The sequence below is a fragment of the Streptococcus sp. sy010 genome, from assembly GCF_007859175.1.
GTDB lineage: Bacteria > Bacillota > Bacilli > Lactobacillales > Streptococcaceae > Streptococcus.
Genome location: NZ_VOHO01000005.1, coordinates 1 through 26,323 on the forward strand (window position 1 = coordinate 1; position 26,323 = coordinate 26,323).

A 26,323-nucleotide genomic window follows, 5' to 3' on the forward strand; every position below is an offset into this window, starting at 1 on the left:
TCTCATAACCCGCACTTGGTTCGTCTTATTCAGTTCTCAAAGGTCTTAACGTCACCTCTCAGGCGACAACTATTACATTCTATCAAACTATACATCCCCTGTCAACTACTTTTACAAAAAAAATTAAAAAAAATTGAAATGCGTTATTTTACCACTCTGTTTGATTACTCTTAGTGACGTTTCCAGAAACTTTTTGCTATAATAAAAGACAGTTTTAATTATAACATTGGAAAGGATAATTTCATGAAACTAATTTCTTGGAATATTGATTCTCTTAATGCAGCTTTGACCAGCGATTCCAGTCGTGCCCAACTATCTCGTGCTGTTTTGGATACCTTAGTAGAAGAAGATGCTGATATTATTGCCATTCAAGAAACTAAACTCTCTGCTAAAGGTCCAACAAAAAAGCACTTGGACATTTTAACTGATTACTTCCCAAATTATGAGGTAACTTGGCGTTCTTCTGTTGAACCTGCTCGAAAAGGATATGCCGGCACTATGTTTCTTTATAAGAAAGAACTGCAACCTAAAATTACTTTCCCTAAAATTAATGCTCCATCTACGATGGATGATGAAGGGCGTATCATCACACTTGAATTTGAAAATTGTTTTGTCACTCAGGTTTACACCCCCAATGCCGGAGATGGATTAAAACGTTTGGCTGAACGTCAAGTTTGGGATCAAAAGTACGCTGACTACTTGGCTGAACTCGATAAGATTAAGCCTGTTTTAGCAACTGGAGATTATAATGTCGCTCATCATGAAATCGACCTTGCCAATCCTAGCAGCAACCGTCAATCTCCAGGTTTCACTGATGAAGAACGTCAAGGCTTTACCAACCTGTTAAGCAAGGGCTTTGTTGATACGTTTCGTCATTTACATGGAAATCTCCCTCATCAATACACTTGGTGGGCACAACGTAGTAAGACTAGTAAAATCAACAATACTGGCTGGAGAATTGATTATTGGTTAGTTAGTCAGCGACTTGCTGATTTGGTATCGAAATCAGATATGATCTCCTCTGGTACACGCCAAGATCACACACCAATCGTATTGGAAATCAATCTTGAACCACTTTCTTAATCACAAGATATATTAAAACCTGTAAAGAAATACTTTACAGGTTTTTTATCATATCAAAATTATAACGACTTACTCATATCGTAGGGATTCCACTGGGTCTAATTGACTAATCTTACGAGTTGGGAAATAGGCTGATAGAACACCCATGACCAAAGCGAGCAAACACATGATTAGTACTGATTTTGCATCAAGTAGAAAGACTTGTTCAATCTCTGGATAAAATCGCTTGACAAGGAGATTGGCTAGACTACCGATTCCTAGTGACACAAGAAAAGCCATAATTAAAGAAATTCCAGTAATCAACAGGGATTCATAGATAAAAATCCGTTTGATATTCTGATTTAAGTAACCTACTGCTTTCATGACACCAATTTCTTTCGAGCGTTGCATGATGTTGATATAAATGATAACCCCAATCATAACCATAGAAACCAGCAATGCCTGGCTAGATAGCACAACCAACAGCCCTTGAATCACCTTGATAAAGTTAACGATGACTCCCAAAATCTGTTGTTGCGACAAGACGGTATATTTTTTATAAGTCTTTAGCTTGTCGATGACACGGTCTGTCTGAGCTGGATCTTTCAACTCAAAAATCATATAAGGGGTGGTTTTGCTAAACCCATTACTAGATAAAACTTGACTTAACTGGGTGCTAGACATATAGCTGTTACTATCAGCCATCTCATCTTTGAGAACACGAATAATCTTGGTTTGAATCTGACTACTTTTACTGCCTTGGCTAGTATTTTCAATCAACGTCAAGCTAACTTCTTGACCAATGACTTCCTTAGCCGTTAGCTGAGTTTTATTAGCCTTATTAAAATCGTTAAGTAAGGTTTCAGGAATGGTCAAACCTTCTTCTTTAGCGTCTTGATAAAGAGCCCCTGCCAAAACTTGCTCCTTAGTGTTAGACGATACTGAGATTCCACTATCTTGATAAAGGCTAACGATCTGAGCATAATTAGGAAGAGTCGTGGATAGATCTAACTCTCCTTTATCAGCTAACTTTAACTGAGTTGCCATGGTTGAAAAAGGAAGCTCTAAGTATTTAATTTTATCTTTTCCAACTATTTTCTCAATAAATGCCTTATCTTCCTGATTGATGACACCACCTGGATTGACTTCACTATTGATCATCACTTGAATCTGAGCAGGAAGTTGGCCATTACCAGTTTCCTCATCAATCATCTTAATAATTGCATTTCCCAAACCAAAAGAAATTAGAATCCCAACAAAACCAATCGAGGTTGCAAGAGCAATCAAGAGATTCCGCCACTTACGTTCTAAAAAATTACTCCAAGCCAACTTGAGCTGATATAGTTGAGATAAGTTATTCTTTTTGACCTTTGCTTTCTTCAATAATCTCACCATCTTTCATTTTGATAATCACATCGGCATAGTCTGCCACTTCTGGATTATGGGTAACCACCAAGACTGTCTTGCCCTCTTTAACTAGGTCTTGAAAAATTTCTAACACCATTTCTTGGGATTTAGAATCCAAAGAACCTGTTGGTTCGTCTGCCACAATCAAATCGGGATCATTGACCAAGGCACGCGCAATAGCGACACGCTGCTTTTGACCACCAGACAACTGTTTGACATTTTTATTCTTGAAGGCTAGCATATCTAAATCTTCAAGAACCTTTTCTGCCCTAGCCACCATTTCCTTATGGGAGATACCTTTTAAGTACAGTGGCAACAGAACATTATCTAATACTGACTGATGAGCGATGAGATTGAAGTTTTGAAAGACAAAACCAATATGTTCCTTACGAAAAAGGGTTAGCTCTTGTTCGGAAAGTTCCTTGAAATCCTGCCCCTTAAACAAGACCCTACCTTCGTAATCACGGTCTAGGCCACTCAAAATATTGAGTAGGCTAGTCTTACCACAGCCAGACGGCCCATACAAGGCGGTCAACTTACCAGCTTCAATCACGGCAGTCAGCGAACGCAAGACATTTTCCGTCTGGGTCTGACTAATCCGATAATGCTTACTTAATTTTTCAAGATGAATTAAACTCACAGCAAATACCCTTTCTATGAAAAATAACGGCGAATCAAATAAGAATAGTTAATGAACTGACTCAGTAAACATAGACATACCACAGACACTAACAAATAAAACGACGAATACTTCAGCAACAACACACCAACTAAACTCATGCTTAAACTGATGAGCCAACGTTTGAGATAATAAGACATGGGCAAACGATAACTATCAATTTCCTTGGCTAGCATGAAACGCATTTCCTTGAAATAAATCACCTCGCGTAACTGAAAACCTTGTAAGGTTAGGTAAACGACAAGCAAGGTTCCTGCCCAACTCAAACTGTAAGACAGACTTGCCCCTTTCCAAATCAAGAAAAACAGAACCGGAACAGCAACTAGCAGATAGGACAAGGCTGCCATCAGTAACAGTTTCGGCAAAAAGAAACTGGTCAAATTCAGTTGCAAGACTTTTAAGTAGGGCATATCTTTTAAGAGAGCTAAAAAGTAATAGATTGGGCTTTTAGAATAGTAGGCGATTGTTCCTAAAAAGAAGGCGAGAGAAACTGGCGATTGACTTAACAAGGTGACGGATTTGCCCAAGCTAAATTCCCAGACGAGAAAGAGAAGAAGGGAACTCAGTGGCAGTAAAAAAGCACGCAGTAGGGTTAAGTCATCCACCACAGAACGAACATAGGTCAACTGGCCCAGAGTTTGTGATGGGGTCCAACGGTTTCTTTGCCAGAATTGATAACGGCTCAACAACGGAAAACTCAAAAAATGGCTGACAAGAAATAAACAAATCGTTAAAACTGGTTGAAAAAATAAGCCTAAAGTCAGTGCCGGTAGTATAATCACACTATTTCTCAACAGGACTAGAAGTGACCAAGACCATCTATTGATACCAAAAAAGAGATGAAAGGTTTCTTTGGTTTGGTTCTTAACCAAGTAGAAATTTTCATAGGCTATGCCTAAGGGGATAATGGCATAAAGAATGTACTTGGTTAATTTCAGATAGGACATCAAACCATAAAATGAATAACCATCAAGTAGGCCAATGATTTTCTCTTTGACTAATAAAAATGACACGAAAATTAGGATAGATGAGAAAAGATAGGGAAACAAATAAAGCCAAAATTGTCCGGGTTTGACCTCTTCTTTGTCCTGCCAGTAGCCTTGCCTGGCAATAAACAAGAGGTGAAGATTAGCTAACATATCACTCTCCTTAAAGTTGTAGCGTCAAGGCAGGGTCAGACAAGTAATCTTGATAGCCATGCGTCACGATGACAAAAGACTTCCCTTTTGTCAACTCCTCTTTAATTTTTTCTGATAGGTAGGTCAAACTCTGCTCATCCAAACCAGAAAATGGCTCATCCATCAAATAAAGCGGGGGATCAAGAAGAAAAGCCGCCATTAACATGACCTTTTTCTTTTCTCCCAAAGACAGCGATTGAATGGGAGTTGTCATTAACTGATGATGAAAAGAAAATTTTGCTCGCAAGCCCTCTAAGCGTTGTTGGAAATCTGACTCAGGCAAACTAAGATTGACACATAAAAATTGAAAAAAGACCTGTGGTGACATGCCAATAAAGTAGGGTTCTGACGAGTCTGGTACATAGCCTACTCGCTCACTTAACTCAACCTGTCCTGAACTAGCCTTGACCAAACCTAGACAAATCTTCAACAGGGTTGATTTACCAGAACCATTTTTTCCTTCAATAACGATTAAAGGGTTCTTTTTAGTATCAAAAGACAGGTTAGAAAATAATACTTTTTTCTGATTACGATAGGATAATTGAGTGGCTTTCATCATTAGACTCTTTCTTAACATTTTCACTAGATATTATTTATTATAGCAACAACAATCGTATAAAACAAACATTTTTTGTGTTTTTTTTTACTCAAAAGCCATAACACTATTGAAAAAAGAACTATAATAAAAAAACGAACACAAACGGTCGTTTTTCTATTTTTTATAACAAAAATTCTTACATTTAAGTAAAAAAGATGCTATTAGTTCAGTTTTGCAAAAACCTTAGCTAAACTTAGTCCCAAGAACATACCCAAGGTGTTTTGCAAGATATTTCCCAACACATCTGCCAAGGCGATACCTAGCCCATAAAAGCCCCAGGAAGCTAAAAAATAGGAGCTAACCATGACCAAACTAGCCAGAATTAAACCTAATCCTTTTTGACGGCCCTTAAAACCAGCAAAATAGCCTTGAACTCCGTGAACAAACAAACTAATCAGCATCCAGTTAGGATAGCCTGCTAACAAATCCAGTAAAAAGGCTGACAGACCTCCAACCAAGGCTCCTTCTTTTTTTCCTAGATAAGCCGCCGTAAAATAAATCCCTACATCTAACAGGGTTAAAAATCCCTTGCCCATAGGAATCATGACAAATCGCCCCAAGACCAAGGTCACTGCTACCAAAATCGCCAAAAGCGTTAAATATTGCGTGTTACTTGTTTTCATATTGTACCCCATAATCATTGGCTCCCTGAATCGCTTGATGAACAAAAGACTTGGCTGCCTTTATGGCATCAAACATGGGCTGACCTAATGCCAACTGACTAGCTAAACTTGCTGCAAAGGTACAACCCGCCCCATTATTATTGTTTTGTAAAATAGGCAGAGCCAACTCATAACAGTCCTTACCATCATAATACAAGTCAATAGCTTGCGTCTTATCCAGACGTGTCCCACCCTTGATAACCACTTGGTTAGCCCCTAACTCATATAATTTTTGAGCAGCTTGTTTCATATCAGATAGGCTAGAAATACTAATGCCAGATAAGATTTCTGCTTCACGAAGGTTGGGAGTGATAATAGACACATAAGGAAAAAACTTCAAAAGTTCTGCTCTCATCTGACTAATCTGCTCATCACCATTTTCCTTAAAAACCAAGACAGGATCTAAAACGATAGGTTGTGTCGAACGAGCTGTAATCATATCTAACACACGATTAGCCACGGCAGGATTAGGCAATAACCCTAACTTAATCGCAGAAAATGGAACATCTTCTAAACTTGTCAACTGTTTAGCCAACAATTCATCAGACAAAGCATGAATCTCAAAGCCTTGTCCATTGATTGTGGCAAGGCTTGTCAAGGCAACAAAACCAAACAAACCGTGATGAGTAAAAGTCGCCAAGTCAGCTTGCATGCCTCCACCACTAAGAATGTCACTACCAGAGATAGCTAGGATATATTTAGTCTTCATAGATAATCTCCTTTAGATATAGCCCATTAGGAGCCGCCGTTGGTCCAGCCAGTTGTCGATTTTTTTGCTTCAAAATCTCTTTCACTTGACCAACTGGAAAACGAGCATTACCAATCTTTAATAGCGTTCCCACCATATTACGCACTTGCTTATAAAGAAACCCGTTGCCTGTAAAGGTAAAAATCAACAAGTGACGACTCTTATCCAAACGAACACTTGCTTGACTAATCGTTCGCACCTTATTATCCACACTGGTTCCACTAGCTGTAAACCCCGTGAAATCATGCGTTCCGACCAAGTCCTTAATGGCAAGCTCAATCAAAGAAACATCGATTTCATAAGGAAAATGTGTTGCATAATGCCGCAACATTGGATTTTTGGGACGACCAATATCCACCAAAAACTCATAGGTTTTATGATGTTTATGATAGCGAGCATGAAAATTATCTGCCACTTGCTCCACTTGCAACACTGCCATATCATCTGGACTCTGCGTGTCTAAGCCAAAACGTAATTTTTCCAAATCCCGTAACTGAGGCAAATCAAAATGAACTACCTGACCATAGGCATGGACACCACTGTCTGTCCGACCAGCCCCATGTACCGTAACTGCTTGACCACTATTTAACTTGGTCAAGGTTTTTTCTAATTCTTCTTGGACTGTTCGTCCGTGACTTTGTCTTTGAAAGCCAACAAAACCACTGCCATCATAAGAGATGGTTGCCTTATATCTTACCATGCCTCCTATTATAGCAAATCAACCACTATTCTCAAAGCCCCAGTTTTTATAAAAACCAAGGTCCTCAGACCTTGGTTCATTTACATCTTAAATATCATCAAAAGCGTCTTTTACCTTATCAAAGAATCCTTTTTTCTTAGGATGAACTTGATTAAAGCCACTAGCTTCTGCAAAGGATTTAAGGGCTACTTTTTGACCGTCATTAAGTTTGGTTGGGGTAACCACTGTCACTGTAACATGTTGATCCCCTTGACCACCATCTCGTAAACGTGGTGCTCCCTTACCTTTGAGACGGAAGGTCTTGCCTGTTTGGGTGCCTTCTGGAATGGTCAACTCAACGGCACCATGAACAGTTGGCACTTCAATCGTATCTCCCAAAGCTGCCTGAACAAAGTTCAAATCCAACTGATAGTAAATCGTCGCCCCTTCACGCTTAAACTTATCACTTGGGCGAACATTGATGATGACAAATAGATCTCCATATGGGCCTCCATTAAATCCTGCTTCTCCTTGACCTGCCAAACGGATTTGTTGACCTGTTTCGACACCTGCCGGCACCTTGACGGACACCTTGTGAACTTGTTCTTCATGACCCGTTCCACGACAGGTTTGACATGGTGAGATGATTTCTTGACCACGACCATGACAACGATCACAGGTCACTTGACGACGCATCATGCCAAGCGGTGTTTGCGTATCTACTGTCATGACACCTGCACCATGACAACGTCCACAAGTAACAGGACTGGTACCAGGCTTGGCACCTGAACCAGAGCAAGTCCCACAAGACGCTTCTCTGCTATACTTGACTTCTTTTTCCGTACCAAAAATCGCTTCTTCAAAACTCAAATCGACACGATATTGTAAATCATCCCCCTGACGTGGGGCATTAGGATTACGACTTGCTCCACCACCAAAGAAACTCGAGAAAATATCCTCAAAGCCACCGAAACCAGAGCCGCCAAAACCACCAAAGCCGCCAGCTCCGCCACCGAAACCACCACCTGCTCCTGCAGCACCAAATTGGTCATAGCTGGCACGCTTTTGACTGTCACTCAAGGTTTCATAGGCTTCTTGAATGTCCTTGTATTTTTGTTCAGCTCCTGCTTCCTTATTCAAGTCAGGATGGTATTTTTTCGACATTTTGCGATAGGCTTTTTTGATTTCGTCTTGCGACGCATCCTTTGACACACCTAAACGCTCATAAAATTCTGTATTATTCATAATAAGATACAAAGGGCGTTAAAAGGAAGCCAAAAACAGATATTTTAACGATAGGCATGTTATAACCTAGAAAATTATCTTTTTGGCTCAGTTCTTAGCCCGTGTTCGATTGCGAACACTCTTCCTTTCTCTCTTCTTACCCAAAAACAGAGGCTGGGCTGCAACCTCTGCATTTTTTAGTCTAGCTTTACTTTTCAGTAAACTCACCATCGACAACATCATTTGCTGAGCTATCAGTAGCTTGGTCAGCACCTGCTGCTTGTTGAGCTGCTGCCGCTTGCTCATACAGTTTCACTGCCAAGGCTTGTGCTTTTTCGTTAAGAGCGTCTAGTTTAGCTTTCATCTCATCAAGATTGCCAGACTCTTGAGCCGCTTTCAAATCATCAAGACCCGCTTGAGCTGCGTCACGCTCTGCATCAAAACCTTTGCCTTCTGTTTCTTTAATCGTTTTTTCTGTCGCAAAGATAGCTTGGTCAACTTCATTACGAAGGTCAACTTCTTCTTTACGTTTCTTATCTGCTTCAGCATTTGCTTCAGCATCTTTCATCATGCGATCAATTTCTTCTTCTGAAAGACCATCGTTAGATTTGATGACGATATGTTGTTCTTTTTGAGTACCAAGGTCTTTAGCCTTAACAGACACAATACCGTTTTTATCAATATCAAATGTCACTTCAATTTGTGGAATACCACGAGGAGCTGCCGGAATGTCTGTCAATTGGAAACGACCAAGTGTTTTGTTGTCTGCTGCCATTGGACGCTCACCTTGAAGCACATGAATATCTACGGCTGGTTGATTGTCTGCTGCCGTTGAGAATACTTGCGATTTAGACGTTGGGATTGTTGTATTACGCTCAATCAATTTCGTAAAGACACCACCCATAGTTTCAATACCAAGTGACAATGGTGTGACATCAAGAAGAACGACATCTTTCACATCACCTGTAATGACACCACCTTGAATCGCTGCACCCATAGCAACTACTTCATCAGGGTTAACTGATTTGTTTGGCTCTTTACCAGTTTCAGCTTTTACAGCTTCAACAACGGCTGGAATACGTGTTGAACCACCAACTAAGATAACTTCATCAATTTCAGAGATTGACAAACCTGCATCTGAAAGAGCTTGACGAACTGGGATTTTTGTACGTTCTACTAAGTCACGTGTCAAATCATCAAATTTAGCACGAGTCAAAGCAACTTCCAAGTGAAGTGGGCCTGCTGCTCCTGCAGTGATAAATGGTAGGCTGATTTGAGTTTGTGTCACACCTGAAAGGTCTTTTTTAGCTTTTTCAGCCGCATCTTTCAAACGTTGAAGAGCCATCTTGTCAGCTGACAAGTCGATACCATTTTCTTTCTTGAATTCTTCTACTAAGAAATCAATGATTTTTTGGTCAAAGTCATCACCACCAAGTTTGTTGTCACCTGCAGTTGCTAGTACATCAAAGACACCGTCACCAAGTTCAAGAATTGACACGTCAAACGTACCACCACCAAGGTCAAACACAAGGATTTTCTCATCTTTATCTGTTTTGTCCAGACCATAAGCAAGGGCTGCTGCCGTTGGTTCGTTGACGATACGCTCGACTTCAAGACCTGCAATTTTACCAGCGTCTTTTGTCGCTTGACGTTGAGCATCATTGAAGTAAGCTGGCACCGTGATAACTGCTTTTTCAACTTTTTCACCTAGATAATCTTCTGCATAACCTTTCAAGTACTGCAAAATCATAGCCGAGATTTCTTGTGGCGTATATTCTTTACCATTGGCAAAAACTTTTTCAGATGTTCCCATTTTCGATTTGATTGAGATAATTGTTTCTGGGTTCGTAACTGCTTGACGTTTTGCGGCATCACCAACGATAATTTCGCCATTTTTGAAAGAAACAACAGACGGTGTCGTACGATTTCCCTCTGGGTTAGCAATGATTTTGCTCTCAGTTCCTTCCAGAACCGCCACTGCTGAGTTAGTTGTTCCTAAGTCAATACCAATAATTTTACTCATCTTTATTACCTCTTATTTTTTTAAATGCTCGCTTTCGCTCACTGTTTATTTTAATCTTACCTAGTTTACCGTCATTGCGGACAAAATATCTCTGAAGTTTAATCTTTTTTATTTGAATCTACGTGCTTAGTAAGGAACACGAGTAGTAGCGATATTAAAAGAGGAGACAAGATTAACTCTGCAAATTTTTGAAAAATATAATTCGGCTCCCCTTTTAATAATGTCTCTGTTCCTCCTTCTATAGCTGGATAGTAACAAACTATCACCAGAGCAAGTATACCTAAAATAACCACCGTCAAAAAATTTATATCTTTTATTTTTTTAAATTGTTTCTGTCTACTTAACATCATATTCTTTTCAGTTATACACCACCACCATGGCTGGGCGAAGCAGACGATCATGCAGTTGATAGCCTTTTTGGAAGACTTCTGCGATGGTATCTGCTGGGTGGTCGTCATCTGCTGGCAGGGTTTGAACGGCCATGTGATAGTTGGCATCAAAACTTTCCACAGCTACTTCTTCTACTCCCTCTTCTTTCAGAGCTTGCAGTAAGCTATCACGGGTCATTTCAAGGCCCTTTTTGACATCATCGGTCAAGCCATCAACTGCCAAGGCACGTTCCAAGTTATCCAGAGCCAGCAGAACTTTTTTGGCCAAATCCTGTGAACGGTATTTTTGTAGTTGTTGGCGTTCTTCTGTGGCACGACGTTGAATATTCTGCATTTCGGCATGAGCGCGCAAGTACTTGTTTTCCAACTCTTCAACCTTAGCTTCCAACTCAGCGACAGGAGAACTTTCTTCTACTTCTACCACCTCTTCGCTAGCTTCAACGACTTCTTCCTGCAAGTCCTCTTTTTTCACATCATCTGACATAATCGTCTCCTTTTTCTACTTCATAATGGTTACTGTTAAGGTAGCGATAGTAATCACCCAATTTAACAGCCAAAACCTTACTCACTAATTTGATTAAACTAATCAATCGGCGATAATCCATCTCCACCGGACCAATTAGACTTAACTGCCCAAAACCACGATAGGGAATGAGAAATTTTTGTTGGATGACACCGACCTGTCCCAAATCTTGTTTTAGCTGATCAGCTAGGTCAATATGAGTCATCTCATCTTCTTGCATTTGCCTCCTTAATAAGTTGGCGACCTCTTGATTATTATCCAAAAATTGATAGGTTTTTAAGTTAGCATAGCTCAAACTATTAACTTTACCAGCTATAAAAACACTTTCTCGGAATAACTCAGAAAAAATGTATTCGAACAAGTCAAGAACATTATCGGTCGTCACAAAATATTTTTGCACAACCTGCGGAATCTCTGTCCTGAGCTTATAGTGAATTTCTAGGACAGATTTATTAAGCAAACGCTCATTAACCAGATTTTCCAAGACCAATAAATCTCGACTCAAAAAGTTTTTCGGAATGGCAAATTGAATCGTTACTGGCTTTGACGCATCTAAAACCATAATCGCCAAAGCATCATGGCTACTATGCTGGACAATCTTAAAACCTGTTAGGGTCTGTTCCTTAGCTTCCACATCAAGTGTCACCGCTGTATAGCCTGTCATGTCAGCTAAAAGCCGACTAGCTGTTTGGAGCAAATCTTCTAACTTAAAGGCTTCAAAATCAAAAGCTTTAATGACTTGATAAGCATCTGCTTCATCAAGCCGCCCTTCTTGCATGGAATGCTCAATCACATACTTAAAGCCAGCTAAACTCGGTTTTCGACCACTAGAAGTATGGGCTTTTTCCAATAAGCCTATCTTCTCTAAGCGAGCCATATCATTACGAATGGTGGCCGAACTTGACTCGATCATTTCTTGCAAACTTTTTGAACCAACAGGTTCGTGAGTCTGAACAAATAGATCAACAATCAGATTCAGAATATCACTCTGACGTTGAGTGATCATAAGACCCACCTCCATTCGTTAGCACTCTTTCTTGGAGACTGCTAATTTATAACTCTATTATACCCCAATAAATTGTCTTGTCAAGAAAAAAACACAAAAAATTAGCACTCTTTCTTGGAGACTGCTAATTTTTATCGTAACGGGTTAAATTCTTCTCTTCAATCAGTTTAATCAATTTTGCTTCATAATCAGCAATAGGGCTAAAACCCGCTTTATTTAAAGCTTTGACCGAAATTTTATAATCTGTTGATGTGACCAGAGTTTCATAAAGTTCCTTGCCCCAGACCTTTCCTGACTTCAAAATTGCCAGATAATCATAGAGAGACGCCTTCCAACTGTCATAAATCGCAAAACGATCTGTCACAGTCGTTAATTTATTAGATAAGTAACGGGTGGTTGACAAAGAAACACTATCACGACCCTCATAAGCTGGCAAGGCCATAAGATTATGATAATTCACTGCCACGACATAAGTACCATAATTAGAAGATAAAGCCGCCTGACCAATAATAAGAGATGCTGGTACTCCATAGGCGTCTGATAATTCTTGAGCAATCGGAGCTATTTTTTCAATAAATTGTTCCTGAGTATAGGACGTTCTAACTACCGTTTCTGCTCGCATCATTTGTGGCCGACTCAAAATCGACACTAATCCTATCAAGAGCAAAAAGGTAAGGCAAAGCATACCCTTCAATGATAAGCGACGCTTCATTGTCCGTTCTCCTTCAATAATTCAATGTATTCTTCTAAAGCCAAGTTATGCTTGACCATATAGGCTGCTGAGGTTTTTCCAACATAACGGTAATGCCAATTTTCATAAGCAATGCCTGTAATGACTGTCTTATCCTTTGGAAATCGTAAAACAAAACCATACGTTGCTGCCAACTGTTGTACTTGCTTGGCAATCGCTTCATCACTACCATCTAAGTTAGGCGTCGTACTCATATCAAAAGCAAGCCCAGTTTGATGTTCACTAGCTCCTGGTGGTTGAGAAAATGTTTGGACAATTTTCTCAGCCTCATCTCGACTTAAACTCGGATCACCCAGTAGTTCTCTCTCCACATAGCCATTATAGACTTGTTCTTGGTAAGCAACGCTACGATAGGCTGAAATCAACTGTTCATTAGATGATATGCTTTGTGCTGCTGCTAAAAACTGTCTGACCTCATTTTCAATCCGCCTATCAACAAACACCCCATTGACTTCTACCAAATCAGGATTCAACTCAGCTTTAGGGTAAGTACGATTAACTAAAACCAACTCCCAATCCGTTGACGACACCTTGGGTAAATCGGCTAATTCAACTGTTGTTGATGAAGCAGATTCTTCTTGTTGGAGTGACGATTCAGTCTGTTTACCAAAAGAGCAAGCTCCCAACAAGACTAAAAATATGACGCCAAAAATAATAGCCATAACAGATTTTCTAGTCGATAACATCTGCAATACCTCTTTCACATAGACTTATTTTAGCATAAAAAAATAAAAAAGGCTAATTGCCATTTCTTTAGCCTTTCTAATATCTATTCGCAAAATCAAATCAATTTTTCTCAATCGCCAACAATTCATAAGAACTTTTATAACCAATTTGTAAGATGCGATTGCCATCAACCAAAATCGGACGCTTAATCAGCATACCATCTTGTGACAACAAGATTAACAATTCATCTTGTGACAATTGGTCAAAGCGATTTTTCAAATCTAGCTGACGGTAGGAGTTCCCACTGGTATTGAATAATTTTTTCAAGGGTAGCTCGTTATTCCCCAACCAGTCAGCTAAGACATCTACGGTTGGCGGTGTCGTCTTAATATCAACAGCCTCAAAGTCCAATCCTAAGGTTTTAAGTTCTTTTTTAGCCTGACGACAGGTTGAACATTTTGGATATTCATAAAACGTTAGCATCATTCATTCTCCTTAATTTTCAAATGAGCCGTTTCCGTCAACAAAGGAGTCACCGTCCCTCTAGAAAAGAAATATTCAACCCCAGTCTGCTGATCCGTCACTAGATAGGCCCTTCTGACAAAGTCTATGTTTTCAACCTGAAAGGTAAAACGTTTTTTCAATTCACGTCCATACTCTTTTTTTCTATCCTTATCTAAGGAAACGGGTAATCTGGGAAGTCCCGTTAAGACAATCCCACCTTCTTTATCCATCACAGGAATTTGGCTATAAAGTGTTGTCAAGTATTCTACTCCCGTTTCACAATCAACCAAAAGCATCAAAGGCTGTTTTAATACATAATAAAGAAAACGACGAGTCATTCTTCTTCCTTCCTTTTCTCATGGTAAGCTTGATAAAGTTCCTGACGATTTAGACCGTATTCTTTAGCAACTGCCTTAATCGCTTGGTTGGGCTTATGACCTAAAGCAATCAACTCATCAACCAACACTACCGGATCTTGATCTGCGATTGATTTTTCTTCAACAACCGCTCCTGCAACAATGATAAGACACTCACCTTTAATGGTTTGCCCCTCTAAAGCTGCAATCAATTCACTTAAACTAGCACGCTGATATTCTTCATAAATCTTAGTCAATTCACGAACCAAAACCACTTGACGATCACCATAGACTGCCAACATATTCGTCAACGTATCCAACACTCGATAAGGCGATTCATAAAAAATTTGGGTCTCCGGATAAGCCTTCTTTGCTTCAAAAAAACTAAGCTGCTGACCTTTTTTACGGGGTAAAAAGCCATAAAAAATATGTGGCTGAGGAGCAATACCACTGGCAATCAAAGCCGTAATACCTGCAGAAGAACCAGGCAAAGAGATAACTGGAATCTCCCTAGCAAGTGCTGCTTGTACCAAATCATGACCTGGATCAGAAATACTTGGCATGCCAGCATCAGATACTTGAGCTAGTGATTTCCCCGACAACAACAACTCAATTAACTCTTCTATTTTTTCATAAGCATTATGCTCGTGAAAGCTCGTTTGAGGGGTTTCAATGTCAAAATACTTAAGTAGTTGACCAGTCGTCCTTGTATCTTCCGCACAAATCAAATCCACCGACTTTAAGACATCGATAGCTCGAAAGGTCATATCTTGTAGATTGCCAATAGGTGTAGGCACCAGATAAAGACTACCGACTGCTCTTACTTCCTTAAAACTTTTTTGAATTTGCATCGTTAAGCTCTTTCTAGCTGCTCATCACACCAAAGGCAGTCACCGTCATTATCTCGTCGTTGACCATAAAAATCCTTACACACATGAAAGCCATCTTGATAGATGCCCAATAAGGTATCACGAGTTTCCTTACTGGTTCTCGTTTTACCTTTTTCAACTTCTTCAAAATATTGACGCAACTTGGTATTCTCTAAACGCAAGCGAGCATTTTCTTCAACCAAGGCTTGCACTTGTTTTTTCATGGCTTCCACATCAGCCAAGGTCAACATTAAATTTTGTGAAAAGCCATCAAAGGCATCAAATAAATCTTTTTTTACCATTATTTTCCTCAACTTATCACCATATATTCCAAAACATTTTGAAAACTAACATGACTTTTCCACATTTTCTGAGCAACATAAAGCCGCTCGAGATAAAACAAAGCCAATTCCTTAGGTAATTGTTCTGCCAACAAAAAACTCAATAACTTAAAAGCCAATTCTTGTTCACTCTTTTCTTTGAAAATAGTTGCCAAGTGTGCCACTTCTAAAAAAGACATTTTTTGATCTCTGAACAACATGCCTAAAAAACGTTCCAAATGTTGCAGTTGTTGCAACACTTTTTGACTTTTCGCTAAAAACATGGCTTCTTCTTGATTCTGAGCCACTTGAGCTAATACTTTGGCTTGATTGGGCAATAAGCCTTCTCGGTTCAAAAACTCTCTAAGGTAGGAGTCATTTTTAGGAAAGAAAACCTGTTGACAACGACTCTTAATCGTCGTCAAGACAAGATTTGCTTCATCCGTCAAAAGAAAAATGATGCTCTGGCCTCTTGGTTCTTCCATGATTTTCAAAAGACTATTGGCAGCATTAGGATGCATTTTTTCTGCTTGACGAATGATAAAAACTTGCTTGTCACTTTCAAAACCCGAACGCGAAAAATCATGCAAAAGCTCTCGTATGGTTTCTGTTTTAATAAGCTGCCCAGTTGGTTCAATCACATGTAGATCAGGAAATTCCTGTCTAACAATCAAACGACAAGAACGACATTTTCCACAAGGTAATCGATCCACCAAGTCAGCACAAAATTGACTCTGAGTAAGAAATAAGGCCATTTCCAAACTAGCGAACTGCCCATCAAAAAGATAGGCATGGCTCAAGCGATTGGTTTGTAAAATCCTAACAAAATCCCTATAAATCTTAGGTTGCAATTGGGCTACTGTCATACTAACTATCTTTCACTAGAAGCAATATCTGCTCTACCACTTCTGTCACTACGCTGTCCAAGGGCTGCGTTGCATCTATGCATCTAATCCGTTCTGGATTTTGCTGAGCTAGCTCTTGGTAACCTTGTCTGACTCGCTGATGCATATCTAATTTTTCCAAATCCAACCGATTGATTTCTCGTTCCTTATTTCGAGTGATACGCTCCAAACCAACTTCAGCTGGCACATCAAAATAAAGGGTCAAGTCCGGCTGACGCTCATCTGTAACGTAAGCGTTAAGCCAAGTAATAGCTGACTTATTTAAGCCACGCCCATAACCTTGATAGGCCATGGAACTGTCAATGAAACGATCAACCAATACAAGAGAGCCTTCTGTTAAAGCAGGCATAATCTTTTCAACCATGTGTTGACGTCTAGCTGCCATATAAAGCAACAATTCCGTCTTACTATCCATGCGGGTATGCTTGACATCTAAAATCACCTCACGGATTCTTTCGGCAATCTCTATCCCACCGGGTTCTCTAGTTGCTAACACAGTAGTTGTTAAAGCAGCCTGCAAACTAGGTAAAACTCGCTCTAAAACCGTGGTTTTCCCCGCTCCATCTGGTCCTTCAAATGAAATCAATAATCCTTTTGTCATAGCAACCCTTCATTAGTTTAGTAGTTCTATTTTATCAAAAAAAATCTAAAAAAGCAGTCGCCAGCAAGTAAAAAGGTTGAAAAGGTTTTGCCTTTCCAACCAAAAATAGATTTTACAAAGCCTTCACTTGAGTCAATGTGATGCTGTCCACCTGTACCCCTTGTTCTATCAATTCTTTTTTTAGAACGTCTATATCAAAACGTCCATCTAGTTGAACTTCTACCAAGACCTTCTCTGCATTTTCATTATTCACCAAAACGCTTCGGATATTGAGATGGTCCTCAGCAAAAATCTTAACAACCTTTTCAAAGGCTCCAGCTTGATCTTTCAAGAACAAACGCACACGCACCCCTTCCTCACCATAACCAGATACTTTAAGGAAAGTTTTAAAGACATCTCGATCAGTAATGATACCAGACACAATCCCATTTTCTGCTACAGGAAGGACACCAACCTTATTCTTCATCATGAGATAAATCGCATCTTCTAACGTCGCATAAGGTGAAATCGAAATCACATCCTTAATCATGACATCACGAATCTTTGTCTTATTCAACAAATAATTCATCTCATAAATCGATAGACTGGTTGCTTTTGAAGGGGTCGCTTCTGCCATGGTTCCTTCTGTCACCAGACCGACTAGTTTATCATTTTCAATAACAGGCAAACGACGCAAATTTTGTTCCTTCATCAAGTCAGCTGCGTGAGCCACACTCGTATCTGGCGATACATAAACCACTTTTTTAGTCATAAAATCTTTAACAGCCATAAATACTCCTCCACTCTTTTTATCTACTTTTATTATAGCATAAGTCGAAATCGTTTTCTATGTTAAAAAAATCCCTGACAAGTGTCAGAGATTTTCTCGTTAACCACCAAGATAGGCCTTTCTCACTTCATCAGAAGCTAAAAGTTCCTGACCTGTTCCTGAAAGAACTACTTTACCAGTTTCTAAAACATAACCACGATTAGCGATTGACAAGGCCTTATTGGCATTTTGCTCAATCAGAAGAACCGTTGTACCTTGACGCTGAATATCTTGGATAATGTCAAAAATTTCTTGAATAAAGATTGGTGCCAATCCCATTGACGGCTCATCTAGTAAGAGCAACTTGGGTTGACTCATCAAAGCACGCCCCATAGCCAACATCTGCTGCTCACCACCAGATAGGGTGGCTGCATCTTGATGTTTACGTTCTTCTAAACGAGGGAAACGTGCAAAAATCTTTTTGAGATTAGCCTGATTTTCTTCTCGATTATTTTTAAGGAAAGCACCCATCTCAAGATTTTCCAAAACGGTCAAACCTGAAAAGACATGGCGACCTTCTGGTACTTGTGACAGACCATCTGCTACGATCTTACGAGCAGGGACTTTTTGAATTTCATTACCCAAAAATGAAATCGTACCACCACTTGGACGAACCAAACCAGAAATGGTTCGTAGAATCGATGTTTTACCCGCACCATTGGCACCGATTAGGGTAACCACTTCTCCTTCGTTAACTTCAAAACTAACATTTTTAACAGCCTCGATAACACCGTAACTGACTGATAAATTTTCTACTTTTAACATAGACATTAGGCGTCACCTCCTAGGTAGGCTTCAATTACTCGTTTGTTATTTTTAATTTCTTCTGGTGTCCCATGAGCAATTAGACGACCGTATTCTAACACATAGATACGTTCTGTTACTTCCATAACCAAACTCATGTCATGCTCGATAAGGATAATGGTAATACCAAATTCTTCCTTAATCTTACGAATTAAGCTAGTCAACTCTGCCGTTTCTTGTGGGTTCATACCCGCTGCTGGCTCGTCCAAGAAAAGAATCTTAGGCTCTGTTGCCAAGGCACGAACAATTTCTAAACGACGTTGCTGACCATAAGGAAGATTTTTAGCCAAGGTATCCGCATCCTTATCCAAATCAAAGATGGCAAGTAAGCTCATGGCTTTTGCTTCTAATTCTTCTTCATTTTGATAGAATTTTGGCAGACGAAGAAAAGAAGCTAATAGATTTGGCTTACGATTGTTCCCCATACCAACCAAAACGTTTTCCAATACCGTCATATCCTTAAACAAACGGATGTTTTGGAAGGTACGCGACAAACCAAGTGAAGCAATAGTATATGGTTTTTTCCCATTAAGGAGAGTGCCGTCTAAGCTCACTGTTCCTTCACTTGGCTCATAAACACCTGTCAAGAGATTAAACAGTGTGGTTTTACCTGCCCCATTAGGACCGATCAAACCAACCAATTCACCTGCATTTAATTCTAGAGTGACATCACCAACGGCAGTTAAACCACCAAAGTTTTTAGTCAGATTTTTTACTTCAAGAAGTGCCATTAGTTTTTGCCCTCCTTACCTTTTGCGAAAAATTTAGATAACATGAGTTCTTTGGTACCAAGAAGACCACCTGGACGGAAGACCATTACTAAGATAAGAGCAAGTGAGTAAATAATCATTCGCAATTCTGATACATTTTGCAAGAACATATTTAAAACACCTAATACAATAGCAGCAACCACTGTCCCAGTTACTGAACCTAGACCGCCCAGTACGGCAATAATTAAATAATCAATCGAGCGTAGAATGGTGAAATCTTTTGGCACTGCCGTTCCAAGATAACCAATATAAAGTGAACCTGCCAAACTTGCCATCATGGCTGCAATCACAAAGGTTAGTACTTTAGCTTTTGTCGTGTTAACACCCATTGACTCAGCCGCAATTTCATCCTCACGAACTGCAATCACTTCACGTCCCATTGGGCTACGAAGGTAGTTCAAAACCAAGATGACGATACCCACCACAAAGATGAATACAGTTGGCCAAGTCGTGTATTGTAAGATACCAGTCAGACCTGCTGCACCATTAGTTAGCTCTCCTCCATTGATGATAATCATACGGATAATTTCAGATACACCAAGGGTTGCAATAGCAAGATAGTCCCCTTTCAAACGTAACGTTGGTAAACCAACAACTAGGGCAACTACTGCTGCAATCAAGGCACCTACAAGCATAGATACATAAAATCCCGCATAGGTCGGCATTGATTTTGTTAAAATAGCTGTCGCATAGGCACCAATAGCCATGAAACCGGCTTGACCTAGTGGAAATTGACCTGAGAAACCAAGAATAAGATTCGTCCCCAAGGCCATGATAACGCTAATACCAATTCCCATCAAAATTTGCACATAATAAACGCCTAATAAACCGCTAGAAATCAAAACAGATAAGAGAACAAAGACGGCAGCAATCAAAGCAAGCCAAACAAGATTTACTTTCAAATTTTTCATGCTATACCTTCTCCTTCACATTTTTACCAAGAATACCTGCTGGTCTAATCAGCAAAATGACAATCAAAATAATATACACCACTGCATCACGGAAACTTGACAAACCAATTGAGATTGAGAATGTTTCCAAAAGACCAATGATAAAGCCACCAAGTGCTGCACCTGGAATAATCCCGATACCACCCAAAACGGCAGCAACGAAGGCTTTAATACCAGGTGTCATCCCCATCAAAGGATCAATCGAGTTGTAATAAAGACCAATCAAAACACCTGCTGCACCAGCAAGAGCCGAACCAAGAGCAAAGGTAAAGCTGATGGTTGAGTTAACGTTGATTCCCATGAGTTGTGCCGCATCACTATCAACAGACACTGCACGCATGGCTTTACCCATTTTTGTTTTCTTAACGATAAATTGCAAAGCAATCATCAAACTAACCGAAACAAATAAAATCGTCAACTGAACATTAGTAATACTAATCGGACCTAAGTTATATTTTACGGTTTTTAAGGCTTGTGGAAAGGCACGCGTATTGGCACCAACCAAGTAAACCATACCGTATTCTAAAAGGAAAGACACACCAATTGCTGTAATCAACGCAGCAATTCGAGTTGAATTTCTTAATGGACGATAGGCTAAAAATTCAATCAGTACACCTAATGCCGCCGTTAAAACCATTGTTAGCAAGAGAGCAACAAAGAAATTCATCTGGAAGGTAGAGATTAAATAGTAACCAATAAAGGCACCCATCATGTAAAGATCACCGTGGGCAAAGTTAATCAACTTGATAATACCATATACCATGGTGTAACCAAGGGCAATCAGAGCATAGACACTCCCTAAAATTAACCCATTGACAAGTTGCTGAAGCATAGAGTCACCAAACTTTCTATCAATATAATGAATAAGTGGAAGAATTTATTCTTCCACTTATGATATTTTAATTCAGACTATGTAAATAGTCAAGTCCCTTATTTGACTTCAACTGAAGTTGCTGAAGCTTCCTTACCATCTTTCAAGCTAACAACAAGTGCTGTTTTCGCTGGGTTATGGTTAGCATCAACTGTGAATTTACCAGTTACACCCTCAAAATCTTTCAAACTAGCCAGGTTAGTTGCCACATCTTTAGATGTTTTAGCTCCTTTAGCTGCTTCTGCCACCATGTAAACTGAGTCGTAAGAAAGAGCGGCAAACATGTTTGGTTCTGTACCATATTTTTCTTTGTAAGCTTTAACAAAGGCTGATGATTTTTCAGTCAAGCTAGTTGATGTAGAGTAACCTGATACATAGTAAACGTTGTTTGTATTTGCTGCACCTGCTGTTTCAACAAATTGTGGGTCATTGAATCCGTCAGGACCAAGGATTGCTTTGTCGATTCCCATTTCACGAGCTTGTTTTGTGATCAAACCAGTTTCAGTATAGTAACCTGGCATAACGATAGCATCAAATTCTTTATCTTTAACTTTTGTCAAAGCAGCTTGGAAGTCTTTATCACCTGAAGCAAATGTTTCTTCAACAACAACTTCCCCTTTGTAAGATTTCTTGAATTGATCAGCTACAGCTTTCGCGTAGTCACTTGAGTTGTCATAGAAAAGAACAACTTTTTTAGCACTTAGGTTATCTGTTGCATATTGTGCAAGGATTGCTCCTTGGAAGCTATCAACGAAGGTCGCACGGAAAACATAATCTTGTACTTTACCAGACGCATCCAAAGTCAAGCTATCTAATGTACCTGAAGGTGTTACCAACGGTACTGCAGCTTGTTGAGCAGCACTAACTGTTGCTGCTGTATTGGCTGATGTTGCTGGACCAACCATTGCAACAACTTTATCTTGAGTAGTTAAACTAGTTGCAACATTGGCTGCTTCAGTGGTTTCTGATTTATTGTCTTTAGAAATAATTTCAAGTTTTTTACCATCAACACCACCAGCCGCATTGATTTCCTCAGCCGCTAAATCAGCACCGTTTTTCTCAGCACTACCATAAGCTGCTACTGCTCCAGATAACTCAAAGTTGTAACCAACTTTTACCGTTTCACCAACTTCATTACCTGCTGAATTAGACGAACTACCTGGTGCTGCACCACAAGCTGCTAGGACAGCTGTACTAACAAAAGCAAGTGTCGCTAATGCAAATTTTTTCTTCATAATCTTTTCTCCTTAAGAATTTCTTAATTGATATGTTTTATATCATACTGAATTGTCAGATAATTGTCAAGACTTTTTTTATTAAATTTTTTTATTTTATTATAAAAACGTTTTCACTCCTGTAAATTGCCAACAAATTCTTGGTTAATGTCCGTAAAATACGATGGCAACACAGTTTTCACATAGTTTAACTGACTAATTTCTGCTAAGATTTGTTCAGCCCCTTCTGCATTAACATAGAGTAACAGGTAACGCATTTTTTTTGAATGATAAATTTTATCGCCATACTGACTTAATTTTTTCGCATCTCGATTGTAATAGAGGTAAACCAGTAAACCTAGTCGTTTTTGCCTTTCAAACATCACTTCTCCTCATCAAAATAAGAGATAAAAAGCTAACCAATTTATCTAAGGAATTGCTTTTTATCTCTTGTTACTCACTTTATTGCAAATTGTTATTGGCCATGATTTCATCAATAAAGCCATATTCTAGTGTTTCTTTTGCACTCATCCAACGATCGCGTTCCGCATCTTGATGAATCTTCTCAACAGGTTGACCTGAATTTTCTGCTAAAATTCGTTCAAGATTTTCTCTGGTTTTCAAGAGGTGTTCAGCTGCAATAGCCATATCTGTTTGTTGAGTACCGCCACCAGTGCCACCCATTGGCTGATGGATCATGTATTCTGCATTTGGTAACATGAAACGTTTACCTTTAGTACCACTTGAGGCAATAATCGTTCCCATTGAAGCAGCCATTCCCATCACAATAGTCTGAACATCTGACTTAATAAAGTTCATGGTATCAACAATAGCAAGACCTGCTGACACTGATCCACCTGGAGTATTGACATAAAGATAAATGTCTTTGGTATTATCTTGGGCATCAAGAAACAGGAGTTGGGCAATGACAGAATTTGCCATGTTATCCTCAACAGGACCTGTCAACATAATAATACGATCTTTTAATAAGCGTGAGTAAATATCATACGAACGCTCGCCACGACTAGTTTGTTCAATTACTACTGGAATCATAATTCTCTCCATTTCTAATTTTGCTTGGTCAATTATGACCGTTACAACATTCAATAAGTCTATTATAAAGCATTGGTCAAAAAAGGTCAATTTTTTTATTTAACTACTTTCATAAAGTAAGGACCGAAACAACTGTTTCAGTCCTACTCGACCTACTTGGTACCAAATAAACGGTCACCTGCATCACCAAGACCAGGGACAATGTAACCATTCTCGTTTAATTTTTCATCCAAGGCTGCTGTGTAAATGTCAATATCTGGATGGGCTGCCTGTAATTTCTTTACACCTTCTGGTGCCGCCACCAAACAAACAAATTTGATATTGGTTGCTCCACGTTTTTTAAGGGAATCTACAGCCAAAATAGCCGAGCCTCCTGTCGCCAACATCGGATCAACTAGAAAAATTTGACGTTGATCAATATCTTCTGGTAACTTAACCAAGTATTCCACTGGCTCAAAGGTTTCTTCATCACGGTACATGCCAATATGACCGACCTTGGCTGCTGGAACTAGACTCAACAAACCATCAACCATACCAACACCAGCTCGTAGGATTGGCACAATCGCTAACTTTTTCCCTGTCAATTGTTTTTGGACAGTCTTAGTAATCGGTGTTTCAATCTCCACATCTTCTAGGGGAAGGTCACGAGAAACCTCATAACCCATTAACATGGCAATTTCATTAACCAATTCACGAAAGTCCTTGGTCGAGGTTGTTGTGCGACGCAAAATTGACAATTTATGTTGAATCAACGGATGTGAAATTACTTGAAAGTTACCCATAACAATCACCTCTATTATTTTTTTCTATTATAGCAGATTATTAACTGAAAATCTGCTATAAGGTTATGAAAATGAGAATTTTATGCGACTTCCTCTAGATTAGTCAATAATGATTCCAATATTTCTGAAAAGAGCTTTCTCCTCTTGGCTGACTTTTATTTTGTGCTATAATAAAAATCAGAAAGAAGACTAGAAACGATGTCAATGATTGAAGCTAAGGGTATCCATGTCACTTATCATAAACAAGAGATTCTCTCAAATTTAAGTACTAAATTAAACGATGGACAAATCACAACCATTATTGGTCCCAACGGCTGTGGAAAATCTACCTTGCTCAAGGCTTTATTGCGTCTAACACCTATTGAAAAAGGGCAAATTCTTCTGGATGGACAGGCTATTCATTCATTACCAACCAAGGACGTGGCTAAAAAAATTGCCCTTTTACCACAAACGCCACAAGTGCCAAAAGGGCTGTCAACCTATGAGTTGATTTCTTATGGTCGCTTTCCACATCAAAAGTATCTGGGTGGCCTTAGCAATGAAGACCGTGATAAAATTCATTGGGCTATGGAAATCACAAGGGTTACTCCTTTTGCCCAGACGGATGTTGACCAGTTATCAGGTGGGCAACGCCAACGTGTTTGGATTGCCATGGCTTTAGCCCAAGATACGCCAACGATTTTCTTAGATGAACCAACTACCTACTTGGATATGAATCATCAATTGGAAATTTTAGAGCTCTTACAAGACCTCAATCAGCAGCAAGGAAAAACCATTATTATGGTCTTACATGACTTAAATCTAGCTGCTCGTTTTTCTGACTATTTAATTACTATGAAAGAGGGCAAAATCCATCATCATGGAGTTGTTAACCAGGTCTTGACTAAGTCTGTCTTACGAGAGATTTTCCAAATCGATGCTCAAATCACAACCGATAAGCTTTCACAAAAACCGATTCTAATCAGTTATCAATTACACAAAGGAGTCTAAACATGAAAAAAATGACTAGCTTAGTTTTAACCCTTCTCATGATTATGGTTTTAGCAGCTTGTGGCAAGGCTACATCAAACAATCAATCTCTTTCTGATTCTGAGAATTTGCCTAAAATCGACGGCTTTACCTACTACGGTCAAGTTCCCCAGTCACCAAAACGAGTAGCTAGCTTATCTGCCAGCTATACTGGCTATCTCATGCAGTTAGGGCTTAATATCGTCGCTGCAACGACTTATGATTTGGATAATCCTGTGCTTAAAAAAGAACTAAGTCAAGCCAAAGAAGTCATGCCTACCGACCTTGAAGCTCTTGCTGCAACTAAACCTGATGTAATCATTGCAGGCACAACTGAAGCCAATCTTGAACAATTAGCCACAATTGCACCTGTTATCGCTGTTGACTATGGCAAACATGATTATTTACAAGTGCTTTCTGATTTTGGACAAGTGTTTAACAAAGAAAAAGAAGCACAAGCCTGGCTTGATTCTTGGAAAACAAAGGTTATTCAAACCAAAGACAAGCTGACTAAAGCCATTGGTCAAGATAAAACGTTTACCCTCATTGGTTTAAGTGAAAAAGAAATCTATCTGTTTGGTAATAATTGGGGACGTGGCGGAGAAATTCTTTACCAAGCCCTTGGATTTAAGGCTCCTGAAAAAATCATTCAAGAAGTTTTCCCAAAGGGCTATCTCTCAATCTCTAAAGAAGTCTTAAGTGCTTATATGGGAGATTATGCTATTGTTGCAGCAGATTCAACCACTACTAATTCTGCTCTTTATGAAAGTGATCTCTGGCAAGCCATTCCTGCTGTTCAAAACGGTAATATCATAAAAGTTCCTGCCAATGCCTTTTACTTCAATGATCCTAAGGCTCTTGATTATCAGTTAGAGGTTTTAGAAAAAGCCATTCTAGCCACAAACAACTAGAA

At 39.3% G+C, this 26,323-nt stretch carries 31 protein-coding genes; 3 read left to right on the forward strand and 28 right to left on the reverse strand.

Annotated features, from left to right (window positions below):
• Positions 1 to 243 precede the first annotated feature (243 nt).
• Complete coding sequence (locus FRX51_RS04985; protein ID WP_146496410.1) at positions 244 to 1,083, forward strand: exodeoxyribonuclease III; 840 nt, start codon at positions 244 to 246, stop codon at positions 1,081 to 1,083.
• Between the two features lie 69 nt (positions 1,084 to 1,152).
• On the opposite strand, the gene FRX51_RS04990 is transcribed toward FRX51_RS04985, so the two are convergent.
• The 28 genes from FRX51_RS04990 to upp form a co-directional block, all read right to left on the reverse strand.
• On the reverse strand, positions 1,153 to 2,457 hold the full coding sequence (locus tag FRX51_RS04990; RefSeq protein WP_146496412.1) for an ABC transporter permease: 1,305 nt from the start codon (positions 2,455 to 2,457) through the stop codon (positions 1,153 to 1,155).
• Positions 2,417 to 3,109: an ABC transporter ATP-binding protein gene (locus FRX51_RS04995; RefSeq protein WP_146496414.1), complete on the reverse strand. Its 693-nt coding sequence runs from the start codon at positions 3,107 to 3,109 to the stop codon at positions 2,417 to 2,419. Before FRX51_RS04995 ends, FRX51_RS04990 begins: the two co-directional genes overlap by 41 nt.
• Before the next feature lie 14 nt (positions 3,110 to 3,123).
• The gene (locus FRX51_RS05000) at positions 3,124 to 4,287 is read right to left on the reverse strand and encodes a hypothetical protein (RefSeq protein WP_146496416.1); all 1,164 of its coding nucleotides are present in this window, start codon (positions 4,285 to 4,287) and stop codon (positions 3,124 to 3,126) included.
• 10 nt (positions 4,288 to 4,297) lie between these two features.
• The gene (locus FRX51_RS05005) at positions 4,298 to 4,885 is read right to left on the reverse strand and encodes an ATP-binding cassette domain-containing protein (protein ID WP_186627134.1); all 588 of its coding nucleotides are present in this window, start codon (positions 4,883 to 4,885) and stop codon (positions 4,298 to 4,300) included.
• 200 nt (positions 4,886 to 5,085) lie between these two features.
• Positions 5,086 to 5,547, reverse strand: a complete 462-nt coding sequence (locus tag FRX51_RS05010) for an ECF transporter S component (RefSeq protein WP_146496420.1) — start codon at positions 5,545 to 5,547, stop codon at positions 5,086 to 5,088.
• Positions 5,534 to 6,295, reverse strand: coding sequence for a bifunctional hydroxymethylpyrimidine kinase/phosphomethylpyrimidine kinase (locus FRX51_RS05015; RefSeq protein WP_146496422.1), 762 nt, complete (start codon positions 6,293 to 6,295; stop codon positions 5,534 to 5,536). Before FRX51_RS05015 ends, FRX51_RS05010 begins: the two co-directional genes overlap by 14 nt.
• Positions 6,285 to 7,034, reverse strand: a complete 750-nt coding sequence (gene truA / locus FRX51_RS05020; protein ID WP_146496424.1) for a tRNA pseudouridine(38-40) synthase TruA — start codon at positions 7,032 to 7,034, stop codon at positions 6,285 to 6,287. The genes FRX51_RS05015 and truA overlap by 11 nt, the downstream gene beginning before the upstream one ends.
• 87 nt (positions 7,035 to 7,121) lie before the next feature.
• Entirely contained in the window at positions 7,122 to 8,258 is a 1,137-nt protein-coding gene (dnaJ, locus tag FRX51_RS05025) for a molecular chaperone DnaJ (protein WP_146496426.1), read from the reverse strand.
• Positions 8,259 to 8,445: 187 nt separating this feature from the next.
• Positions 8,446 to 10,260, reverse strand: coding sequence for a molecular chaperone DnaK (gene dnaK / locus FRX51_RS05030; RefSeq protein WP_146496428.1), 1,815 nt, complete (start codon positions 10,258 to 10,260; stop codon positions 8,446 to 8,448).
• A gap of 357 nt (positions 10,261 to 10,617) precedes the next feature.
• A complete protein-coding gene (gene grpE / locus FRX51_RS05035) occupies positions 10,618 to 11,133 on the reverse strand; it encodes a nucleotide exchange factor GrpE (protein WP_146496430.1) in 516 nt (171 codons plus the stop codon).
• On the reverse strand, positions 11,123 to 12,178 hold the full coding sequence (hrcA, locus tag FRX51_RS05040) for a heat-inducible transcriptional repressor HrcA (RefSeq protein WP_146496432.1): 1,056 nt from the start codon (positions 12,176 to 12,178) through the stop codon (positions 11,123 to 11,125). Before hrcA ends, grpE begins: the two co-directional genes overlap by 11 nt.
• 124 nt (positions 12,179 to 12,302) lie before the next feature.
• The gene (locus FRX51_RS05045) at positions 12,303 to 12,890 is read right to left on the reverse strand and encodes a glycoside hydrolase family 73 protein (protein ID WP_146461968.1); all 588 of its coding nucleotides are present in this window, start codon (positions 12,888 to 12,890) and stop codon (positions 12,303 to 12,305) included.
• Positions 12,887 to 13,615 carry a M15 family metallopeptidase gene (locus tag FRX51_RS05050; protein WP_146496434.1) on the reverse strand — a complete coding sequence of 243 codons (729 nt, stop codon included), beginning with the start codon at positions 13,613 to 13,615 and terminating at the stop codon, positions 12,887 to 12,889. Before FRX51_RS05050 ends, FRX51_RS05045 begins: the two co-directional genes overlap by 4 nt.
• A 100-nt stretch (positions 13,616 to 13,715) precedes the next feature.
• Positions 13,716 to 14,078 (reverse strand): arsenate reductase family protein, encoded by a 363-nt coding sequence (locus tag FRX51_RS05055; protein ID WP_146496556.1) that lies wholly within the window; start codon positions 14,076 to 14,078, stop codon positions 13,716 to 13,718.
• On the reverse strand, positions 14,078 to 14,437 hold the full coding sequence (locus FRX51_RS05060; RefSeq protein ID WP_146496436.1) for a hypothetical protein: 360 nt from the start codon (positions 14,435 to 14,437) through the stop codon (positions 14,078 to 14,080). Before FRX51_RS05060 ends, FRX51_RS05055 begins: the two co-directional genes overlap by 1 nt.
• On the reverse strand, positions 14,434 to 15,306 hold the full coding sequence (gene rsmI, locus FRX51_RS05065) for a 16S rRNA (cytidine(1402)-2'-O)-methyltransferase (RefSeq protein ID WP_146496438.1): 873 nt from the start codon (positions 15,304 to 15,306) through the stop codon (positions 14,434 to 14,436). Before rsmI ends, FRX51_RS05060 begins: the two co-directional genes overlap by 4 nt.
• A 2-nt stretch (positions 15,307 to 15,308) precedes the next feature.
• Positions 15,309 to 15,626, reverse strand: a complete 318-nt coding sequence (gene yabA, locus FRX51_RS05070) for a DNA replication initiation control protein YabA (protein WP_146461957.1) — start codon at positions 15,624 to 15,626, stop codon at positions 15,309 to 15,311.
• Positions 15,627 to 15,634: 8 nt separating this feature from the next.
• Positions 15,635 to 16,510: a DNA polymerase III subunit delta' gene (locus tag FRX51_RS05075; RefSeq protein WP_146496440.1), complete on the reverse strand. Its 876-nt coding sequence runs from the start codon at positions 16,508 to 16,510 to the stop codon at positions 15,635 to 15,637.
• Between the two features lies 1 nt (position 16,511).
• Positions 16,512 to 17,150: a dTMP kinase gene (tmk, locus tag FRX51_RS05080; RefSeq protein WP_146496442.1), complete on the reverse strand. Its 639-nt coding sequence runs from the start codon at positions 17,148 to 17,150 to the stop codon at positions 16,512 to 16,514.
• 112 nt (positions 17,151 to 17,262) lie between these two features.
• The gene (locus FRX51_RS05085; protein ID WP_146496444.1) at positions 17,263 to 17,919 is read right to left on the reverse strand and encodes a CBS and ACT domain-containing protein; all 657 of its coding nucleotides are present in this window, start codon (positions 17,917 to 17,919) and stop codon (positions 17,263 to 17,265) included.
• 99 nt (positions 17,920 to 18,018) lie between these two features.
• A complete protein-coding gene (locus FRX51_RS05090; RefSeq protein ID WP_146496446.1) occupies positions 18,019 to 18,729 on the reverse strand; it encodes an ABC transporter ATP-binding protein in 711 nt (236 codons plus the stop codon).
• Positions 18,729 to 19,493 (reverse strand): ABC transporter ATP-binding protein, encoded by a 765-nt coding sequence (locus FRX51_RS05095; RefSeq protein ID WP_146496448.1) that lies wholly within the window; start codon positions 19,491 to 19,493, stop codon positions 18,729 to 18,731. Before FRX51_RS05095 ends, FRX51_RS05090 begins: the two co-directional genes overlap by 1 nt.
• Positions 19,493 to 20,443 (reverse strand): branched-chain amino acid ABC transporter permease, encoded by a 951-nt coding sequence (locus tag FRX51_RS05100; protein ID WP_146496450.1) that lies wholly within the window; start codon positions 20,441 to 20,443, stop codon positions 19,493 to 19,495. Before FRX51_RS05100 ends, FRX51_RS05095 begins: the two co-directional genes overlap by 1 nt.
• Position 20,444: 1 nt before the next feature.
• On the reverse strand, positions 20,445 to 21,314 hold the full coding sequence (locus FRX51_RS05105; RefSeq protein ID WP_146496452.1) for a branched-chain amino acid ABC transporter permease: 870 nt from the start codon (positions 21,312 to 21,314) through the stop codon (positions 20,445 to 20,447).
• 98 nt (positions 21,315 to 21,412) lie between these two features.
• Positions 21,413 to 22,588, reverse strand: a complete 1,176-nt coding sequence (locus FRX51_RS05110; protein WP_146496455.1) for an ABC transporter substrate-binding protein — start codon at positions 22,586 to 22,588, stop codon at positions 21,413 to 21,415.
• A 113-nt stretch (positions 22,589 to 22,701) separates the two neighbouring features.
• Entirely contained in the window at positions 22,702 to 22,950 is a 249-nt protein-coding gene (locus FRX51_RS05115; RefSeq protein ID WP_146496457.1) for a DUF2129 domain-containing protein, read from the reverse strand.
• A 79-nt stretch (positions 22,951 to 23,029) separates the two neighbouring features.
• Positions 23,030 to 23,632 (reverse strand): ATP-dependent Clp protease proteolytic subunit, encoded by a 603-nt coding sequence (locus FRX51_RS05120; protein WP_146461934.1) that lies wholly within the window; start codon positions 23,630 to 23,632, stop codon positions 23,030 to 23,032.
• Positions 23,633 to 23,772: 140 nt separating this feature from the next.
• Positions 23,773 to 24,402 carry a uracil phosphoribosyltransferase gene (upp, locus tag FRX51_RS05125; RefSeq protein WP_146496459.1) on the reverse strand — a complete coding sequence of 210 codons (630 nt, stop codon included), beginning with the start codon at positions 24,400 to 24,402 and terminating at the stop codon, positions 23,773 to 23,775.
• Positions 24,403 to 24,600: 198 nt separating this feature from the next.
• Here upp and FRX51_RS05130 point away from each other — a divergent pair, with 198 nt between their 5' ends.
• Both FRX51_RS05130 and FRX51_RS05135 read left to right on the forward strand, forming a co-directional pair.
• Entirely contained in the window at positions 24,601 to 25,392 is a 792-nt protein-coding gene (locus FRX51_RS05130) for an ABC transporter ATP-binding protein (RefSeq protein ID WP_146496461.1), read from the forward strand.
• 2 nt (positions 25,393 to 25,394) lie between these two features.
• Positions 25,395 to 26,321: an iron-hydroxamate ABC transporter substrate-binding protein gene (locus FRX51_RS05135; protein ID WP_146496463.1), complete on the forward strand. Its 927-nt coding sequence runs from the start codon at positions 25,395 to 25,397 to the stop codon at positions 26,319 to 26,321.
• Positions 26,322 to 26,323: the final 2 nt, after the last annotated feature.

Bases quoted from the DNA above. Each gene is read 5' to 3' on its own strand.
- truA (WP_146496424.1), bottom strand. From the start codon at position 7,034: ATGGTAAGATATAAGGCAACCATCTCTTATGATGGCAGTGGTTTTGTT.
- FRX51_RS05000 (WP_146496416.1), bottom strand. From the start codon at position 4,287: ATGTTAGCTAATCTTCACCTCTTGTTTATTGCCAGGCAAGGCTACTGG.
- FRX51_RS05105 (WP_146496452.1), bottom strand. From the start codon at position 21,314: ATGCTTCAGCAACTTGTCAATGGGTTAATTTTAGGGAGTGTCTATGCT.
- FRX51_RS05050 (WP_146496434.1), bottom strand. From the start codon at position 13,615: ATGTTATCGACTAGAAAATCTGTTATGGCTATTATTTTTGGCGTCATA.
- grpE (WP_146496430.1), bottom strand. From the start codon at position 11,133: ATGTCAGATGATGTGAAAAAAGAGGACTTGCAGGAAGAAGTCGTTGAA.
- tmk (WP_146496442.1), bottom strand. From the start codon at position 17,150: ATGACAAAAGGATTATTGATTTCATTTGAAGGACCAGATGGAGCGGGG.
- FRX51_RS05135 (WP_146496463.1), top strand. From the start codon at position 25,395: ATGAAAAAAATGACTAGCTTAGTTTTAACCCTTCTCATGATTATGGTT.
- FRX51_RS05015 (WP_146496422.1), bottom strand. From the start codon at position 6,295: ATGAAGACTAAATATATCCTAGCTATCTCTGGTAGTGACATTCTTAGT.
- dnaK (WP_146496428.1), bottom strand. From the start codon at position 10,260: ATGAGTAAAATTATTGGTATTGACTTAGGAACAACTAACTCAGCAGTG.
- FRX51_RS05115 (WP_146496457.1), bottom strand. From the start codon at position 22,950: ATGTTTGAAAGGCAAAAACGACTAGGTTTACTGGTTTACCTCTATTAC.
- FRX51_RS05100 (WP_146496450.1), bottom strand. From the start codon at position 20,443: ATGAAAAATTTGAAAGTAAATCTTGTTTGGCTTGCTTTGATTGCTGCC.
- FRX51_RS05045 (WP_146461968.1), bottom strand. From the start codon at position 12,890: ATGAAGCGTCGCTTATCATTGAAGGGTATGCTTTGCCTTACCTTTTTG.
- FRX51_RS05130 (WP_146496461.1), top strand. From the start codon at position 24,601: ATGTCAATGATTGAAGCTAAGGGTATCCATGTCACTTATCATAAACAA.
- FRX51_RS05060 (WP_146496436.1), bottom strand. From the start codon at position 14,437: ATGACTCGTCGTTTTCTTTATTATGTATTAAAACAGCCTTTGATGCTT.
- FRX51_RS04985 (WP_146496410.1), top strand. From the start codon at position 244: ATGAAACTAATTTCTTGGAATATTGATTCTCTTAATGCAGCTTTGACC.
- FRX51_RS05005 (WP_186627134.1), bottom strand. From the start codon at position 4,885: ATGATGAAAGCCACTCAATTATCCTATCGTAATCAGAAAAAAGTATTA.
- upp (WP_146496459.1), bottom strand. From the start codon at position 24,402: ATGGGTAACTTTCAAGTAATTTCACATCCGTTGATTCAACATAAATTG.
- rsmI (WP_146496438.1), bottom strand. From the start codon at position 15,306: ATGCAAATTCAAAAAAGTTTTAAGGAAGTAAGAGCAGTCGGTAGTCTT.
- FRX51_RS05090 (WP_146496446.1), bottom strand. From the start codon at position 18,729: ATGTCTATGTTAAAAGTAGAAAATTTATCAGTCAGTTACGGTGTTATC.
- FRX51_RS05120 (WP_146461934.1), bottom strand. From the start codon at position 23,632: ATGGAGAGAATTATGATTCCAGTAGTAATTGAACAAACTAGTCGTGGC.
- FRX51_RS04990 (WP_146496412.1), bottom strand. From the start codon at position 2,457: ATGGTGAGATTATTGAAGAAAGCAAAGGTCAAAAAGAATAACTTATCT.
- dnaJ (WP_146496426.1), bottom strand. From the start codon at position 8,258: ATGAATAATACAGAATTTTATGAGCGTTTAGGTGTGTCAAAGGATGCG.
- FRX51_RS05055 (WP_146496556.1), bottom strand. From the start codon at position 14,078: ATGCTAACGTTTTATGAATATCCAAAATGTTCAACCTGTCGTCAGGCT.
- hrcA (WP_146496432.1), bottom strand. From the start codon at position 12,178: ATGATCACTCAACGTCAGAGTGATATTCTGAATCTGATTGTTGATCTA.
- FRX51_RS05010 (WP_146496420.1), bottom strand. From the start codon at position 5,547: ATGAAAACAAGTAACACGCAATATTTAACGCTTTTGGCGATTTTGGTA.
- yabA (WP_146461957.1), bottom strand. From the start codon at position 15,626: ATGGTAAAAAAAGATTTATTTGATGCCTTTGATGGCTTTTCACAAAAT.
- FRX51_RS05095 (WP_146496448.1), bottom strand. From the start codon at position 19,493: ATGGCACTTCTTGAAGTAAAAAATCTGACTAAAAACTTTGGTGGTTTA.
- FRX51_RS05085 (WP_146496444.1), bottom strand. From the start codon at position 17,919: ATGGCTGTTAAAGATTTTATGACTAAAAAAGTGGTTTATGTATCGCCA.
- FRX51_RS05075 (WP_146496440.1), bottom strand. From the start codon at position 16,510: ATGACAGTAGCCCAATTGCAACCTAAGATTTATAGGGATTTTGTTAGG.
- FRX51_RS05110 (WP_146496455.1), bottom strand. From the start codon at position 22,588: ATGAAGAAAAAATTTGCATTAGCGACACTTGCTTTTGTTAGTACAGCT.